Origin of the sequence: Planomonospora corallina (genome assembly GCF_042650625.1) — a bacterium.
Taxonomy (GTDB): Bacteria; Actinomycetota; Actinomycetes; order Streptosporangiales; family Streptosporangiaceae; genus Planomonospora_B; species Planomonospora_B corallina.
This window is the reverse complement of record NZ_JBHSBM010000013.1, coordinates 1-15,783: the sequence shown is the minus strand read 5'-3', so window position 1 is coordinate 15,783 and position 15,783 is coordinate 1. Positions and strand designations below refer to the sequence as shown.

Below are 15,783 nucleotides of genomic sequence, written 5' to 3'. Positions count from 1 at the left end.
CGCCGGGTCGTGCTACAGCGCCCGGATGCCGTTGATCACTTCGAGGAGCAGGCTCTGCGCGGGCGAGGTGGCCGCGGGGATCGGCTGCCGCACCAGGATCAGCCCGTGGTCCAGCAGGTCTCCGAGGAGGACCTTGACCACGCCGAGGGGCAGTCCCGCCTCCGAGGCGACCTCCACGATGGGGCGGGCCTTGGAGACGAGGCCGAGCAGGCGCCGGTGCTCGGAGCCCAGGTGCGCCCGGGGGCTGATCGCCGCGCCCGTCGCCACCACCATCGACAGCAGTTCGAAGGAGGTCGTGGAGGGCCTGGTCCGTCCGCCGGTCAGGGCGTAGGGACGGACGACCGGCCCCGCCTCCTCGTCAACCCATTCGACGTCGCTCATCAGCCCGCCGCCCTCGGGCTCGTGGTCAGGTGCTCCCCGACCCGGTTGACCAGCCGTGCCATCTCGTAGGCGATCAGGCCGACGTCCGCCGCCCCCGTGGTCAGGACGCACAGGCAGCTGCCCTGGCCCGCCGCGGTGACGAACAGGAAGGCGGAGTCCATCTCGACCATCGTCTGCCGTACGGAGCCTCCGCCGAACTGCAGGCTCGTGCCCTTGGCCAGGCTCTGGAAGCCGGAGGCCACGGCCGCCAGATGGTCGGCCTCCTCCTTGCTCAGGTTCCGCGACGAGGCCATCATCAGCCCGTCGTTGGACAGGATCAGCGCGTGCGAGACGTCCGCCACACTTGTGGCGAAGTCATCCAGAAGCCAATAAAGCTCACCCGGCACGTGGTCAAGCCCCTTCCCCACCGTTGTCTTCGCTCTCCGACCGGCCGCGCCGCCACCCCGACTGGAGCGAGCTCAGCAACGCCCTCGCCTCCTCCGGCGACCTCTCCTCCGTTCCAGAAACCGTCTCAGAAACCTTCGCCTCGGCCGGGGCGGCCGCCTCGGGCTCCCCCTGCAGCAGCTGCGGCGTCAAGTTGGCCTGGCGCACCCGGCGGGGCAGTCCGCTCCGCCGCTGCGCCGCCCCGGGCGCGCCCGCCACCGCGTGCGCCCGCGCCGGGACCGCCGTGGCCGGCCCGGCGGGCTGCGCGTGTCCGATGTCCGTGGGGCCGCCCGCCGCCTGCCCGCCGGCCGCCGCGGGCGCCGGAGTCCTCTCGGGCACCGGGGACACGGCGGGCTCGGCCGCCGGCGGCTTCCCGGTCCCGCCCAGCAGGTTCTCGGGGATGAGCACGACCACCGTGGTCCCGCCGTACGGCGAGGGTCGCAGCGTCACGCCGACCCCGTACCGGGCGGCCAGCAGGCCGACGACCGCGAAGCCCAGCCGGTCGGTCTCCACCGGGTCGAACTCCGGCGGGCTGGCCAGCCGCTCGTTGATCGCCTCGCGCTTCTCCTTGTCCAGGCCCAGGCCCCGGTCCTCGACCTCCACCGCGAAGCCCCGGGCGGCGCGCGAGCCGCGGACCGAGACCTCGCCGCCGGGCGGGGAGAAGGCCGTGGCGTTCTCGATGAGCTCGGCGAACAGGTGCATCATGTCCGCCACGGCGCCGCCGGAGAGCGTGCCGGCGGGCATCGGGTAGATCCGGACCCTGGCGTAGTCCTCGACCTGGGCGGCGGCTCCGCGCAGCACGTCCTCCATGGGGACCGCCGAGCGCCACTTGCGTCCCGCGGCACCGCCGGACAGGATCACCAGGCCCTCGGCGTGGCGGCGCATGCGGGTGGTCAGATGGTCGAGGGCGAACAGCTTCTCCAGCGTCCCGGGGTCCTCGGCCTCCTTCTGCATCCCGTCGAGCAGCTTGAGCTGCCGCTGGAGCAGGCTCTGCTTGCGCCGGGCGAGGTTCCTGAAGGCGTGCGCCACGCCCTCGCGCAGCCGGGCCTGCTCCACGGCGGCGTCCAGCGCGCGGTACCGCACGCTGTCGAACGCGGCGGCGACGGCGTGGACCTCGGTGGTGGTGCCCAGCGGTTCCAGCGGGGGCGCCTCCGCCGCCACGTCCACCTCCTGGCCCCGGCGCAGCCGTTCCATGACCCGGGGGAGCCGGACTTCCGCCATGTCCGCGGCCGCCTGCCGCAGGCCGGCCAGTTCCCTGGTGAGGCCGCGGCCCACCCGGTAGGAGAGGACCAGCGAGACGATGACCGCGATGAGCCCGATGCCGCCCGCGATCCCGGCCCTGACGAAGATGGGGACGGCCTTCCCGCGCGCCCGGTCGATCATGAAGGCGTTGGCCGTGCCGATCTGGACCTGGAACTCGGCGTCCAGCCGGTCGGTGACGGTGCGCCAGTCGTCGTACGGCACGGTCATGCCGGACAGCAGCTGCTCCTCCATCGCCATGAAGCGGTCGTGCGCCTGCGAGGCCGCCACCTTGGCGAAGGGGGCGCGCAACTCCTCCGTGGACAGGTCCGCCAGGCCCTGCTTCATGAGGAAGGCGTGCATGTCGGCGAACCGGGAGAACAGCCTCGTCTCCTCGGGCGTGAGCGGCCGCTCCGCCGCCAGCGCTCCGGCGGCGACGGCGCGCTGCCGGGTGAGGAAGTCCTTGGAGTAGGCCATCGTGATCACGGCGCGTGCCTCGACGGCGTTGCCGATCGTCACACCGACGGCGAACCGCTGGAACACGTCGGGCATCACCGCGAACTCCTCGGTGAGCTCGACGATCCCGATCCGGCCAGAGTCGATCTTCGCGCGGACCGCGTCGAACCGCCCGAGGTGGGCCGTCATCCTGTCGAGGAGGGCCGTCATCTGCGGGGTCAGGAGCGACCGCACGGAGTCCGTGGCCGACTCCTCGCGGAACCGGTCCCGGGCCTGGTCGGTCACCTTCCGCTGGCCGAGGAGCGTCAGGCGGTCCACCTCCGCGCCGGTGGCCAGGTACTCGGCCGACAGGAGGTGCTCACGCTGGAGGTTGTTCAGGAGGACGTTCCCGGGCTTGATGACGCCGTCGCTCAGCGTGCCGACGTTGAGCCTCGTGATCACTTCTTCCGAGGTCGTGAGGGTGGCCAAGCCCCACAGCGCCACCAGGGAGACGAGGGGGACCGCCAGGAGCACGGAGACTTTGAACCGGATGGACCTGCTGGATGCCATGTCACCTCGACGGTTCAGCCTGGGCGCGCCGACGGGGGGAGCCCCACCGAGCGATCATTAGATCGGCGATGAGGATAGCACCCTCTGTTCGTATATCTGTGTCCTATTTGTGATAAGTCAGGAAATAGTAATGCTGTGTGACAAGTCAGCCTAGAAGGGCCTGCGGGACCCGTGTGTTCCGGTTCCAGGTCAATTGGAGCAATCTGCCGACCAGTACGGCGAGCAGCGCGACCTCGGTGACCAGCAGCACCCGCTCGGCCAGGCCTATCAGCACCCTGTCCCCCGGCAGCGCCACGTAGGTCAGCGCCAGCAGGCCGAACCCGCCGGCCAGGGAGAGCCACTCCACCGGCCTCGCCACGGCCCGCCACCGCTCGTCCCCGGCCAGCCGCGCCACCATCGACATCCCGGCCACGGGCATCGCGGCGAAGGCGGCGATCGAGACGTAGCGGTGGACCTGCGCGCCCAGGTCGAGCGCCACCCCCGGCGCGGTGGTCGGCACGACCGCGATGACCACCAGCGCCGCGCTCCAGAGCAGCATCAGCCGCTCGGCAGGCGCCCCCACCGGTGCCCGCACCGCCCGCACCCCCATGACCAGGGCGAACGACGCGACCCCCAGCGCCGCCATGGCGAACTCGGTCGCCCCGCCCCGGTCCAGCGCGGCGTACTCGCTGACCGTCAGGTCGAGCGGGCTCAGGTACGGGTCGGGATCGATCTGCCCGACCACGGTCGCGACGGCCGCGAGCAGGATCCCCGCGCAGGCGACCAGGGACCAGACCAGGGGATGGATCGTCTTCAACCGGAGCATGCCTCCCAGACTGTCCCCCGGACCCGGTGGGGGACATCGGGACCGGCCCCTGATACGACCCTGACCCTCCCCTGAGAGCCGCTCCGCACGCCGGGAGCCGCCCGCGGGCGGGGCGCGCCCCGGCAGGACCGGTCGGGGAAGCCCACGGAGGACCGGTCGGGGAAGCCCGGGGAGGAGAGGCGGGGCCCGGTCCGCACGCGGAAGGCCCGGCCGGTCACGCCCTGAGCAGGTGACCGGCCGGGCCCCGCGGCCCCCGAGGTCAGGCGCGGCCGCGGACCTCGGCGTAGCGGGCCCGCACCTGCGGCGCCGGGTCGGCCTCGAAGACCTCCGCCGAGCCGGTCTCCCAGACGGGCGGCTCATCGCCCCCGGCCAGCAGCCAGGCGGCCTGCCGCGCCGCCCCGTCGGCGACGTACTCCCCCGGCTCGGGCACGACCACCGGCCGCCCGAAGACCGCCGGGGCGATCCGCCGTACGGCCTGCGACCTGGCCCCGCCTCCGATGAGCAGCACCCGGGCCGGGTCCAGTCCGAGTGCGTCGAAGGCGTCGGCCAGGTGGCAGAGCATGCCCTCGACCGCGGCCCTGGCCAGGTGGGCGGGGGTGGACGTCTCCAGGGTCAGCCCGTGCAGCGACCCGGTGGCGTCGGGCAGGTTCGGGGTCCGCTCCCCCTCCAGGTACGGCACGCAGACCAGTCCGCCCGCCCCCGCGGGGGCGGACAGGGCCAGCTCGCCCAGCCGGTCGAGGTCCGCCCCGAGCAGCCGGGCCGCGGCGTCCAGCACCCGGGCCGCGTTCAGCGTGCAGACCAGCGGCAGGAAGTGCCCGGTCGCGTCGGCGAACCCGGCCACCGCCCCGCTCGGGTCGGCGCTCGGGGCGCCCGCCACCGCGAAGGCCGTGCCGGAGGTCCCGATCGAGACCACCACGTCGCCCGGGCGCGCCCCCACCCCGAGGGCGGCGGCCATGTTGTCCCCGGTCCCGGGCGCCAGCCTGACGCCGCCCGGGACCGGGCTCCCCGGGACCGGAGAGGTCTCGCCCGCGCCGTCCCGGGGCCCCAGCACCTCGGGGAGCCGCGGGACGGCGCCGAAGGCGGCCTCGAGCAGGTCCTCGCGGTAGGAGCCGGCCGCGGGGGACCAGTAGCCGGTCCCGGAGGCGTCGCCGCGGTCGGTGACGAGCCCGGCGCCGGTCGCCGCCCCGCCGCGCAGCCGCCAGGTCAGCCAGTCGTGCGGCAGGCACACCGACGCGGTGCGGCGGGCGTGCTCCGGCTCGTGCTCGGCCAGCCAGCGGAGCTTGGTGACGGTGAACGAGGCGACCGGCACGCTGCCGACCGCCTCGGCCCAGGCGGCGGGGCCGCCCAGTTCGGTCACCAGGTCGGCGGCGGCCTTCGCCGAGCGGGTGTCGTTCCAGAGCAGGGCGTCGCGCACCACGGCCCCGGAGGAGTCGAGGCAGACCATGCCGTGCTGCTGGGCCGCCACGCTCAGGGCCGCCACGTCGTCCAGCCCGCCGGCCGCGCGCACGGCCTCGCCGAGCGCCGACCACCAGGCCTCGGGGTCGACCTCGGTCCCGGCGGGGTGGGCGGCCCGGCCCTCGCGGACCAGGGCGCCCGTCTCCGCGTCGCGGACGACCACCTTGCAGCTCTGGGTGGAGGAGTCCACCCCGGCCACGAGGGTCATCCGCGCACTCCGAGCAGGTGCTCCAGCGCGAGCTGGCTCAGCCGGGTGAAGTGGAAGCCGCGCTCGGCGGCGGCGTCGGGGTCGAAGTCGTCGCGGGCCAGGTCCTCGAGGGTCTCGCCGGGGGCGAGCGTGGGCTGCGCCAGCTCGCCGACCCGGCTGGCGGCCAGCGCCTCGGCCACCTCGGGGTCGGCGCGGAAGGCCTTCGCCTTCTCCTTGAGGATGAGGTAGGTGCGCATGTTGGCGGCGGCCGACTCCCACACGTCGGCGGCGTCGTCGGTGCGCAGCGGCTTGTAGTCGAAGTGGCGGGGGCCGTCGTAGCCCTCGTTCTCCAGCAGGTCGACGAGGAAGAACGCGCTCTTGACGTCGCCGTGGCCGAAGATCAGGTCCTGGTCGTACTTGGGACCGTGCTGGCCGTTGAGGTCGATGTGGAAGAGCTTGCCGTGCCAGAGCGCCTGGGCGATGCCGTGCACGAAGTTGAGCCCGGCCATCTGCTCGTGGCCGACCTCGGGGTTGAGGCCGACCCGCTCGGGGTGCTCCAGCTCGTTGATGAAGGCGAGCGCGTGGCCGATGGTCGGGAGCAGGATGTCGCCGCGCGGCTCGTTCGGCTTGGGCTCCAGGGCGAAGCGGATGTCGTAGCCCTTGTCGATCACATAGGAGGTCAGCAGGTCGAGCGCCTCCTTGTAGCGGGCGAGCGCGGCCTTGACGTCCTTGGCGGCGTCGGACTCGGCGCCCTCCCGGCCGCCCCAGCAGACGTAGGTGGTGGCGCCCAGCTCGGCGGCCAGGTCGAGGTTGCGCATCACCTTGCGCAGCGCGTGGCGCCGCACGTCGCGGTCGTTGCTGGTGAAGGCGCCGTCCTTGAAGACGGGGTGGGTGAACAGGTTCGTGGTGGCCATCGGGACCTTCAGGCCGGTCTCGGCCAGCGCGCCCTTGAAGCGCTCGACCGCCTTGTCCCGGTCGGGCTCGACGGCGAGCAGGTCGTCGTCGTGGAAGGTGACGCCGTAGGCGCCGAGCTCGGCGAGCCGGTGCACGGTCTCGACGGGGTCGAGGGCGGCCCGGGTGGCGTCGCCGAACGGGTCGCGGGCCGACCATCCGACCGTCCACAGGCCGAAGGTGAAGCGGTCCTGCGGGGTGGGCGTGTAGGCGTTCATGGGCCGGTCCTCCATTTAATCCACTTAATGGACTTAATATGCGTCCTGGAAGTGGGATCGTCAAGGGGTGGGGTGTCCATGACGCAGGCCGTACGCCATGACTCGATGCGCGCCCGCAACCTCGGCGTCGTCCTCGCCGAGGTACGGCGGAGCGGGCCGGTCACCCGCGCCGCGCTGGCGGAGATCACCGGGCTGACCAAGACCACCGTCTCCAAGCTGGTCGCCGACCTGCTGGAGGCGGGCATGGTCGCCGAGACGGGCGTCGCCTCCCGCGGCGAGCGCGGCCGGCCGGGCACCGCGCTCGCGCTGAGCGGCGGGCGGGTGGCGGCGCTCGGCCTGGAGGTCAACGTCGACTACCTGTCCGCCTGCGTCGTCGACCTCACCCTCGCGGTTCGGCTGCGCCGCGCACAGGCTGTGGACAACCGGGCGGCCTCCCCCGCGGAGACCCTTGCCAACGTGCGGAGACTCGCCCGCGAGGCTGTGGACGAAGCCCGCTCGCTGGGCCTGGTGATCGCCGGATCGGCCCTCGCCGTCCCCGGCCCCGTGGACGACGGCCTGGTGCACAGCGCCCCCAACCTCGGCTGGCGCGACGTGCGCGTCGGCGACCTCCTCGGTGACCTTCTAGGTAACCCCCGCAGCGGCCTCCTCGGCGACCTGTCCGGCGCTCCGCCCCGGCCCTCCGCCTACTCCCCGGAGACCGTGCGCCCCGCCGGACCCGCGCGCGCCGATGGATCCGTGTGCGCCGATGGATCCGTGTGCGCCGATGGATCCGCGGGCGCGGCCCTCATGCGCCCCGCAGGGCCCGGCCCGCTCCCGTCGTCCGCCGTGGACAACGAGGCCAACCTCGCCGCGCTGGGTGAGCTCTGGTTCGGCTCCGGCCACCGCGACTTCCTGCACGTCTCCGGGGAGATCGGCATCGGCGCCGGCCTGGTCGTGGGCGGCGCGCTCTTCAGGGGCGCGCACGGCCTCGCCGGCGAGCTGGGCCACGTGATCGTCTCCCCGGACGGCCCGCCCTGCCGGTGCGGAGGCCGGGGCTGCCTGGAGCAGTACGCCGGGCAGGAGGCGCTGCTGCGCGCCGCCGGCGCCGGGACCGTCGCGGAGCTGGTCGAGCGCCTCCGGGGCGGGGACGCGGCGGCGCTGGCCGCCTGCGAGCGCGCCGGGCACGCGCTCGGCCTCGCGCTGACCTCGGCGGTCCACCTGTTCGACCCCGGCACCATCGTGCTGGGCGGCGTCTTCGCCCCGCTCTTCCCGTGGATCTCCGGTCCGGCGCGCGAGACGACCGCCGCGCGGCTCTCCGCGATCCGCGCCGCCGTACCGGACCTGGCCGTCTCCCGGCTCGGCGCCGACGCCGCGATGCTCGGCGCGGCCGGGCAGGTGATCCACCGGATCATCGCCGACCCGGTGGCCCACCTCGCGGCGTCCCGGACGGCTCCCGGACCGGACTGACCGCCGGTCTCTCAGGTGCCCCGGCCGTCCAGCACGGCCGCGCAGATCTCGTCGAGCCGGCGGACCTGCTCGGGGGTGAGCCGGTCGAACACGCAGCGCCGCACCGCCTCGACGTGGCCGGGCGCTGCGGCTTCGAGCACCTCGAAGCCCGCGTCGGTGAGGACCGCCCAGCTCACCCGTCCGTCCTCGGGGCAGGGCACGCGCCGCACCCAGCCCCGCTCCTCCAGCCGCGCGACGGCGTGGGAGAGCCTGCTCGGCGAGGAGCCGACCGCCCCGGCCAGCTCGCTCATCCGCATCCGGCGTTCGGGAGCCTCCGACAGGCGCACCAGCACCGCGTAGTAGGCGTGCGGCATCCCGGAGTCCCGCTGCAGCTGGCGGTCCAGCTCCTCCTGGATCACCTGGGAGACGGTCAGGAAGGACCGCCACACCCGCTGCTCGTCATCGTCCAGCCACTTCGTCACACCGCCAGTTTAGTTGAACTCTCAACATTTGCGGGCTAAAGTACTTGAGAGTTCAAATTCTCTTGCCCAGGGGGTCACCATGCCGGTCCAGCGGCTCAACCACGCGGTCCTGTACGTGCGCGACGTCGAGCGCAGCGTCGCCTTCTACCAGGAGGCGCTCGGCTTCCGGGTCGTCATGGGCATGCCGGGCGCGGCCTTCCTGCAGGCCGAGGGGTCGGGCAACGACCACGACCTCGGCCTGTTCCAGGTCGGCGCCCAGGCCGGCCCCTCCGCCGCCGGACGCTCGACCGTCGGGCTCTACCACCTCGCCTGGGAGGTGGACACCCTGGCCGAGCTGGAGCGGATCGCCGTCAAGCTCAGCGAGCTCGACGCCCTGGTCGGCGCCTCCGACCACTCCACCACCAAGGCGCTTTACGCCCAGGACCCCGACGGCCTGGAGTTCGAGGTCTCCTGGCTGGTCCCCGCCGACCTGATCACCGAGGAGACCCTAGCGGGCCGCTCCCGCATCCGGCCCCTCGACATCGCCCGGGAGAAGGAGCGGTACGGCGCGCACACCCGCGGCGGCGTCGGCGTCTCCATCCCCGCCTGACCGCCGTCCCCCGTCCGGGTCCGGCGCACCAGGGGAGTCCCCGCCGCCCGGCGGGACCGACGCACCGGACCCGGAGCGGCGGGCGAGGAGGAGCTGGACCGCGCTCAGCGCGACGACGGCGACCGGGAAGACCGTGCCGACCAGGAGGCCTGTCCGCAGGCCCGAGCCTCCGTCTCCGGGCACCGCCCCGGTCAGGCCTCCGGGCGCGCCACCGGCGGCCGCGTCGGCGACGGCTCCGGCCAGCCACGGCCCGGCCGCCGCGCCCGCGTCGCCGAAGACCGCCAGGACACCGAACATCGCGGCCCCGCCCAGGGGGAAGCGCGCCGCCGTGAGGCTGAACGCGCCCGGCCACATCAGGCTGACGGCCAGCCCGCACAGCGCGCAGCCGGCGAGGCTGAGCGCGGGATGCGTCCCCAGGGCGGCCACCAGGTAGCAGACGGCCGCCAGCGTCCCGCAGGCGAGCATCGCCGGGACCAGGGGGATCCGCTCCCCCCACAGGCCGTAGCCGATCCGGCCGACGCCCATGAGCACCGCGAACAGGCACGGGCCCGCGAGGTCGCCCCAGACCTTGGACACGCCCAGCCCCTGCTCGGCGAAGAGCGAGGACCACTGGGACATGGTCAGCTCGGCGGCGCCCGCGCAGAGCATCAGCACCAGCGCCGCCGCGAAGGCCGGGGCGCGCAGCAGCGCGCGGAGCGGGGTCCGGTGCTCCTCGGGGACCGTCGCCGGCAACGGCACCCGCAGGAAGGCCACGAGGTTGGCCAGCGGGACCAGCGCCCACAGCAGGGGCAGCACCTGCCACGCCGAGTCCCCGATCGCCGCCAGCAGCAGCGTCGTCCCCACCACCACGGCGACCTGGCCCCAGCAGTAGAACGAGTGCAGCAGGCTCATCGCGGCCGCCCTGCCCTCCTGCGGGCTGGGCAGCGCGTCCACCACGGGACTGACCAGGACCTCCAGGAGGCCGCCGCCGATGCCGTACACCACGACGGCGAGGACCAGCCCCGGGTACGGCGAGGCCACCGACGGCGCGACCGCCAGCAGCACGAACCCGGCCACGGAGAACGCGTGGGCCAGGACCAGCGGCACGCGGTAGCCCGTGCGGTCCACCACCCTGACCGCGACCAGGTCGGTGACGAGCTGGGTGGCGAAGTTCAGCAGGACGAGGCGGCCCAGCATCTCGTAGGGCACCTGGTAGCGGTCCTGGAAGACGATGAACAGCAGCGGCGCCAGGTTGTTCACGATCGCCTGGGTGACGTATCCGGCGTAGCAGGCCCGGCGGGTGTGGTCGAACGTCATGGGTCTCTCGGGTCCTGGGCGGGGGCACCCGTCACCGTGATGGCCGGCGGCGTACGCCCGTGATGATCGGACATGAGGGTATACGCGGCGCGAGAGGCGCCTCACCTCCGGCCGCCCTCACCTCCGGCCGGCCCGGACGGTCCACGCCGGACGAGGCGTATCGGGCCGGGAACAGGCGATCAAGGTGTGCGGCGCCTCCCGGAGGACGGCCCGGATCAAGAGGTACGGCGTGCTCCGCGGGGACCGGCGTCGCGGGCCAGCAGGGCCGCCTGGACGCGGTTGGCGCAGCCGAGCTTGGCCAGGATCCGGCTCACGTAGGTCTTGATGGTCGTCTCGCTCATGCTCAGCCGCTGCCCGATCTCGGCGTTGGACAAGCCCTCGGCCACCAGGTCCAGGACCTCCGCCTCCCGGGGCGCGAGCACCGCCAGCCGCCCGGCCGCCTCCCGGCGCCGCCGGGCCTCCACCGGTGTGACCATGCCCAGCACCAGCCGGGTAACCGCCGGGGACAGGTATGCGTCGCCGCGGTGCGCGGCCCGGACCGCGGCGATCAGCTCGTCGGGCGTGCAGTTCTTGAGCACGAACCCGCGGGTGCCGCTCTGCAGGGCGCGCAGCACGTTCGGCTCGGCGCCGAAGGCCGTGAGCACCACGGTTCGCAGGCCCGGCACCCTGCGGCGCAGTTCCTCGATCGCGCTCAGCCCGTCCAGCACCGGCATGTTGAGGTCGACCAGCGCCACGTCGGCGCGGTGCCGGAGCGCCCCCTCCACCGCCGCCCGGCCGTCGCCCGCCTCCGCGACGACCTCGATGTCCGGCGCCGACTCCAGCACGGCGCGGATGCCCGCCGTGATCAGCGGCTCGTCGTCGGCGACCAGCACCCTGATCGCACCGGCCGTCCCGCCCGTCGCCTCTCCGGTCAACTCAGCCCACCCCCAGCAGCATGCTCGCGGGCAGGACCACGAACATCAGAACCGCGATGGCGAACCCGACGGCGGCCGTGCGGACACGCCCGGCGGGTGGGCGCCCACCCTCGACGGCCACGAATCCCCACCGCTCCCCGGCGGCCACGGGTGCCCGGAGCGGTCCGGTGTCTCCGCCGAACACGAGGCCCCCGGTACCCCCGGCGTCCCCGGCGTCCCCGGCGTCCCCGGCGTCCCCGGCGGGCAGCATCGCGAAGAGCCGGAACCCGCCTCCGGGGAGGGGCCCGTGGTCCAGGAACCCGCCGGCCTCCCGCACCCGCTCGGCCAGCCCGGCCAGGCCGTACCCGCCGGAGGGCCGCGCCCGTCTCGCCGGATCGCACGGGCCGTCTCCGAGACCGGCCACGGGACCGTCCGGACGCGCTCCCGCACCGGCGACAGCGCCCTCCGGGGGGAGACCGGCCCCGGTCCGGAGGCCGTGGGTGCGGCCGCCACCGGTGGTCCGGTCCTCCGGGAACGGGTCGGCGACGGTGAGCAGCAGCGCATCCGACTCCCACTCGACGCTCACCCCGACCGGCCGGCCCGCCGCGTGCCTGGCCGCGTTGGTCAGGCCTTCCTCGACCACCCGGTACGCCGCCCGCCCGGCCGCGGCCGGCATCCCCCGGTCCTGTCCGTGCCGCCGTAGCTCCACCGGGACCCCGGCCGCCCGGAACTCCTCGACCAGCGCACCGATCTCCTCCACCCCGGGCGTGCGCGCGCACGCCCCGTCCTCCGCCCGGAGCGCGCCCACCAGCTCGTGCAGCTCGTCCACGGCGCCGCGCGCGGCCTCCGCCAGCCGCCGGACGGCCCCGCGCTGCTCCGGCGGGAGCGGCGACACCTCCAGTGCGGCCGCCTGGACGGTGACCAGGCTGAGCCGGTGGCCGAGCGAGTCGTGCATCTCCCGGGCGATCCTCAGCCGCTCGCGCAGCCGCTCCCGCTGCGCCAGCAGCTCCCGGTTCCCGCGGAGTTCGCGGTTGTGCCGGTCGAGCGCGGCCACCAGCCGCTCGTGCTGGGCGAGGTACCGTCCGGCCAGCAGCGGCAGCGCCACGAACACCAGGTAGGCGAGGACGAGGTAGGGGACCTCCCGCGGCTCCACGGGTCGGGGCACCGGCTGCACGGCGAGGCCGCCGAGCGCGACGCCGGCGAGTGCCGCCGTGCCCCGCCGGGACAGGACGCAGCGCCCCGCCTGGTAGGAGGCCCACAGCAGCAGGAGATGCACGCCGCCGGTCAGCGCGGCGAGCACCACCGCGGCCGTGAACGCGGCGAGCGGGGACCAGTGGCGCACCACGACCACGGCGAGGGCGGCCAGTGCGTACGCCGGAGTCGCCCACGGCGGAAGGCCGCCCGGATGCCCGGCCGCCAAGAGCGCGGTGTCGGCCAGGACCACCACGGCGACGAGGAGATGTCGGCCCATGCCCAGCAGGCTACGTCCCCCGCGCTTCCCGGTCCCTCCCCGCCGCGGCACTCACCCGATCACCGCATCCGGTTCTCCCGGGCCGGGCCACCGGCCCCACGACCGCCGCACCGCCCCGGCACGGCCCGCGTTCCCCGCCGGATGTCGACTTTCGTCACCGGAGACGGCGACTTTCGAGGACTGCCCGAACCCGCCGCGCTCCGTAGCGTCGGCCGAGTGATCGACGTACGGAACCTCACCAAGAGATACGGCGGCACGGTCGCGGTCGACGGGCTCTCCTTCACCGTCCGGCCCGGCCGGGTGACCGGCTTCCTCGGGCCCAACGGCGCCGGCAAGTCCACCACGATGCGGATGATGCTCGGCCTCGACCGGCCCACCGCGGGCCGGGTCCTCATCGGCGGCAGGCGCTACCGGGACCTGGCCGAACCGCTGCGCCACGTCGGAGCCCTGCTGGATCCCGGGGCGGTGCACGGCGGCCGCAGCGCCTACCGTCACCTGCTCTGGCTGGCACGCGCCAACCGCATCCCCGAGGCGCGGGTGCGCCGGGTCCTGGAGCTGACCGGGCTGGAGGACGTGGCCTCCAGGCGGGCGGGGGGCTTCTCCCTCGGCATGGCCCAGCGGCTCGGCATCGCCGCGGCGCTGCTCGGCGACCCGCCGGTGCTGCTCTTCGACGAGCCGGCCAACGGGCTCGACCCCGAGGGCGTCCTGTGGATCCGGAACCTCATGCGGGACCTGGCCGCGCAAGGCCGCACGGTGCTCGTCTCCAGCCATCTGATGGGAGAGACGGCCGTCACCGCGGATCACCTGATCGTGATCGGCCGGGGCCGGCTGCTCGCCGACACCACCGTGCGGGAGTTCGTCGCGGCCCACGCCCGCTCCCGCGTCCGGGTCCGCACGCCCGAGCCGGAGCGGGTGCGCGACGCGCTCGCCGCGGCCGGCATCCCGGTACGGCAGGCGGCGGACGGCGCGCTGGAGGCCCACGGGGCCGAGGCGGTGAAGGTCGGCGAGCTGGCTGCGGCCCGCGGCCTGGCCGTGCACGAGATCAGCACGGAATCGGCCTCGCTGGAGGAGGCGTTCCTGCGGCTCACCGGACAGGCCGCGGAGTACCGGGCGGGAGGTGCGTCCCGATGAGCGCGCCGATGGACCCGCGAGCGGCGGTGGCCGCCGAGTGGATCAAGATCCGGACCGTGCGGTCGACCTTCTGGCTGCTCCTGGCGGCCTTCGTGATCAGTGTGGGCCTCGCCTGGCTGGCCGGGTCCGCATTCCGTGACGACTTCTCCGAGCTGCCCGCCGAGCAGCGGGAGTCCTTCGACCCGCTCTTCGCCGCCTTCTACGGCCTGACCGTCGGCCAGCTCCCCCTGGTCGCCCTCGCGGTGCTCGTGATGGGCTCCGAGTACTCGTCGGGGACGATCCGCGCCTCTCTGGCCGCGGTGCCCCGGCGCGGCCTGTTCTACGGTGGCAAACTGCTCGCCGAGGCGCCGCTGTTCCTCGGTTTCGCGCTGGTCACCGTACCGGTCTCGTTCCTCGTCTCGCAGGCGGCACTCGGCCCGTACGGCGTCTCCTTCGGCGCGGACGGGGCGGTGGAGGCATCGGTCGGCGCCTGCCTGTACCTGGTGCTGATCGGCCTGTTCGCGACAGGGGTGGCGGCGATGCTGCGCGGCTCCGCCGCCGCGCTCGGGACCCTGCTCCCGCTGCTCTTCCTCGGTTCGTACGGACTCGGCAACGTCCCGGCGCTGAAGCCCGTCGCACAGTACCTGCCGGATCAGGCGGCCATGGTGGTCATGCACCTGACCGGCCCGCCGGACGATCCCCGGTTCGGCCGGCCGTACGACGGGTGGACCGGGATGGGCATCCTGCTGCTCTGGACCGCCGCCGCGCTCGGTGGCGGCTATCTGGTGCTCCGCCGCCGCGACGCCTGAACCGGCCGCCGGCCCGAGGCGGTGGCGGGCGGTGGTCCGGCGGCCCTACCGGGTCCAGAGCGTCTCCTGCACGGCCTGGACCAGGGCCATCAGCTCGGGTGAGACGCGCTCGGGCGACCACGCCAGGCCGTACGTCATGCGCAGGACGGCGCCGTCCAGCGGGACGAAGCGCACGTCGTCGCGGCGGACCGCACGCACCAGCGGGTCGGGCGCGGCCAGCAGGCCGCTCCCGGCCGCGACCAGGTCCAGCGCGGCCGCGAAGTCGTCGATGTCCTCCGCGACGACGTGGTGCCGGTGCGAGCCGGGCAGCAGGGCGGCCAGCCGCTCCCACATGCCGCCGGGCGGCCGGTCGCGCGGCAGGAGGAGCCGGTGCCGCCCGAGCCGGTCGAGCCGGACCTTCGGCAGGCGCGTCAGCGGATCGTCCGCGGGCACGGCCAGGTGGCCGACCGCCATGTGGAACCGGGCCGCGGTCACCAGGTCACGCGGGAACGGCGCGCCGATGAGCGCCGCGCACACCTCACCGGCGGCCAGCGCCGCCGTCGCGGCCTTCCATCCCGCCGGGCGGAGTTCGACGCCGACCGGCGGTCTGCGCCGGGCCAGCCTGCGCGCGGCCCGCGCGGCCAGCGCCCCGGCCAGCGGCGCGTAGGCCAGGCGCACCAAGGGCTTGTCGGGCACGGCCAGCCGTGCCGCCTCCTCCGTGAACGCGGCGGCCGACTCCAGCATCGCCTCGGCGTACGGCAGCAGTGCCTTGCCCGGTGTGGAGAGCCGGACCTCGCGGCTGGTCCGGTCGAACAGCCGTACCCCGAGGGATCGTTCGAGCCGGCCGACGGCCTGGCTCACCGCCGGCTGGGACAGGCGCAGTTCGGCCGCGGCGCGCGAGAAGCCGAGATGGCGGGCGACGAGCACGAAGCAGCGCACGTCGCGCAGTGCCGGTCCGGAGTCCACACGCCAGTATGGTCCGCCGCCGTGTCGCCGTGCTCTCCGCTGGAGGTCCTCCCCGTCATCGGGTCCGTGCGGCCTTCTCGGCCCCCTGGCACGCTCGCA

Annotated in this window: 15 protein-coding genes; 4 read left to right on the top strand and 11 right to left on the bottom strand. The window is 74.5% G+C overall.

Annotated elements, in window-relative coordinates; translation table 11 throughout:
• Nucleotides 1-12: 12 nt before the first annotated feature.
• From ACFOWE_RS09375 to xylA, 6 genes are all read right to left on the bottom strand, one after another.
• A complete protein-coding gene (locus tag ACFOWE_RS09375; protein WP_377286805.1) occupies nt 13-381 on the bottom strand; it encodes a DUF742 domain-containing protein in 369 nt (122 codons plus the stop codon).
• Nucleotides 381-767, bottom strand: coding sequence for a roadblock/LC7 domain-containing protein (locus tag ACFOWE_RS09370; protein ID WP_377286804.1), 387 nt, complete (start codon nt 765-767; stop codon nt 381-383). The genes ACFOWE_RS09375 and ACFOWE_RS09370 overlap by 1 nt, the downstream gene beginning before the upstream one ends.
• Nucleotides 768-771: 4 nt before the next feature.
• Nucleotides 772-3,048, bottom strand: a complete 2,277-nt coding sequence (locus ACFOWE_RS09365; RefSeq protein WP_377286803.1) for a sensor histidine kinase — start codon at nt 3,046-3,048, stop codon at nt 772-774.
• A gap of 145 nt (nt 3,049-3,193) precedes the next feature.
• Nucleotides 3,194-3,853: a DUF998 domain-containing protein gene (locus tag ACFOWE_RS09360; protein WP_377286802.1), complete on the bottom strand. Its 660-nt coding sequence runs from the start codon at nt 3,851-3,853 to the stop codon at nt 3,194-3,196.
• A gap of 259 nt (nt 3,854-4,112) precedes the next feature.
• Nucleotides 4,113-5,516 carry a xylulokinase gene (xylB, locus tag ACFOWE_RS09355; RefSeq protein ID WP_377286801.1) on the bottom strand — a complete coding sequence of 468 codons (1,404 nt, stop codon included), beginning with the start codon at nt 5,514-5,516 and terminating at the stop codon, nt 4,113-4,115.
• Nucleotides 5,513-6,664, bottom strand: a complete 1,152-nt coding sequence (xylA, locus tag ACFOWE_RS09350; protein WP_377286800.1) for a xylose isomerase — start codon at nt 6,662-6,664, stop codon at nt 5,513-5,515. Before xylA ends, xylB begins: the two co-directional genes overlap by 4 nt.
• Nucleotides 6,665-6,742: 78 nt before the next feature.
• On the opposite strand from xylA, the gene ACFOWE_RS09345 reads away from it, so the two are divergent.
• The gene (locus ACFOWE_RS09345) at nt 6,743-8,110 is read left to right on the top strand and encodes an ROK family protein (protein ID WP_377286799.1); all 1,368 of its coding nucleotides are present in this window, start codon (nt 6,743-6,745) and stop codon (nt 8,108-8,110) included.
• 11 nt (nt 8,111-8,121) lie between these two features.
• Here ACFOWE_RS09345 and ACFOWE_RS09340 read toward each other — a convergent pair whose 3' ends face one another.
• A complete protein-coding gene (locus tag ACFOWE_RS09340; RefSeq protein WP_377286798.1) occupies nt 8,122-8,571 on the bottom strand; it encodes a MarR family winged helix-turn-helix transcriptional regulator in 450 nt (149 codons plus the stop codon).
• A 79-nt stretch (nt 8,572-8,650) separates the two neighbouring features.
• Between ACFOWE_RS09340 and ACFOWE_RS09335 the strand changes: the two genes are divergently transcribed.
• Nucleotides 8,651-9,160, top strand: a complete 510-nt coding sequence (locus tag ACFOWE_RS09335) for a VOC family protein (RefSeq protein WP_377286797.1) — start codon at nt 8,651-8,653, stop codon at nt 9,158-9,160.
• Here the strand turns inward: ACFOWE_RS09335 and ACFOWE_RS09330 are convergent.
• From ACFOWE_RS09330 to ACFOWE_RS09320, 3 genes are all read right to left on the bottom strand, one after another.
• Entirely contained in the window at nt 9,059-10,456 is a 1,398-nt protein-coding gene (locus tag ACFOWE_RS09330) for an MFS transporter (RefSeq protein WP_377286796.1), read from the bottom strand. The genes ACFOWE_RS09335 and ACFOWE_RS09330 overlap by 102 nt on opposite strands.
• A 215-nt stretch (nt 10,457-10,671) precedes the next feature.
• Nucleotides 10,672-11,370, bottom strand: coding sequence for a response regulator (locus tag ACFOWE_RS09325; protein WP_377286795.1), 699 nt, complete (start codon nt 11,368-11,370; stop codon nt 10,672-10,674).
• Nucleotide 11,371: 1 nt separating this feature from the next.
• Entirely contained in the window at nt 11,372-12,820 is a 1,449-nt protein-coding gene (locus ACFOWE_RS09320; RefSeq protein WP_377286794.1) for a sensor histidine kinase, read from the bottom strand.
• Nucleotides 12,821-13,036: 216 nt separating this feature from the next.
• Between ACFOWE_RS09320 and ACFOWE_RS09315 the strand changes: the two genes are divergently transcribed.
• Together ACFOWE_RS09315 and ACFOWE_RS09310 are read left to right on the top strand one after the other, a co-directional pair.
• A complete protein-coding gene (locus ACFOWE_RS09315) occupies nt 13,037-13,951 on the top strand; it encodes an ABC transporter ATP-binding protein (protein WP_377286793.1) in 915 nt (304 codons plus the stop codon).
• Complete coding sequence (locus ACFOWE_RS09310; protein ID WP_377286792.1) at nt 13,948-14,739, top strand: ABC transporter permease subunit; 792 nt, start codon at nt 13,948-13,950, stop codon at nt 14,737-14,739. The genes ACFOWE_RS09315 and ACFOWE_RS09310 overlap by 4 nt, the downstream gene beginning before the upstream one ends.
• Before the next feature lie 45 nt (nt 14,740-14,784).
• Here the strand turns inward: ACFOWE_RS09310 and ACFOWE_RS09305 are convergent, their stop codons facing one another.
• Nucleotides 14,785-15,684, bottom strand: a complete 900-nt coding sequence (locus ACFOWE_RS09305) for a LysR family transcriptional regulator (protein ID WP_377286791.1) — start codon at nt 15,682-15,684, stop codon at nt 14,785-14,787.
• Between the last annotated feature and the right edge of the window lie 99 nt (nt 15,685-15,783).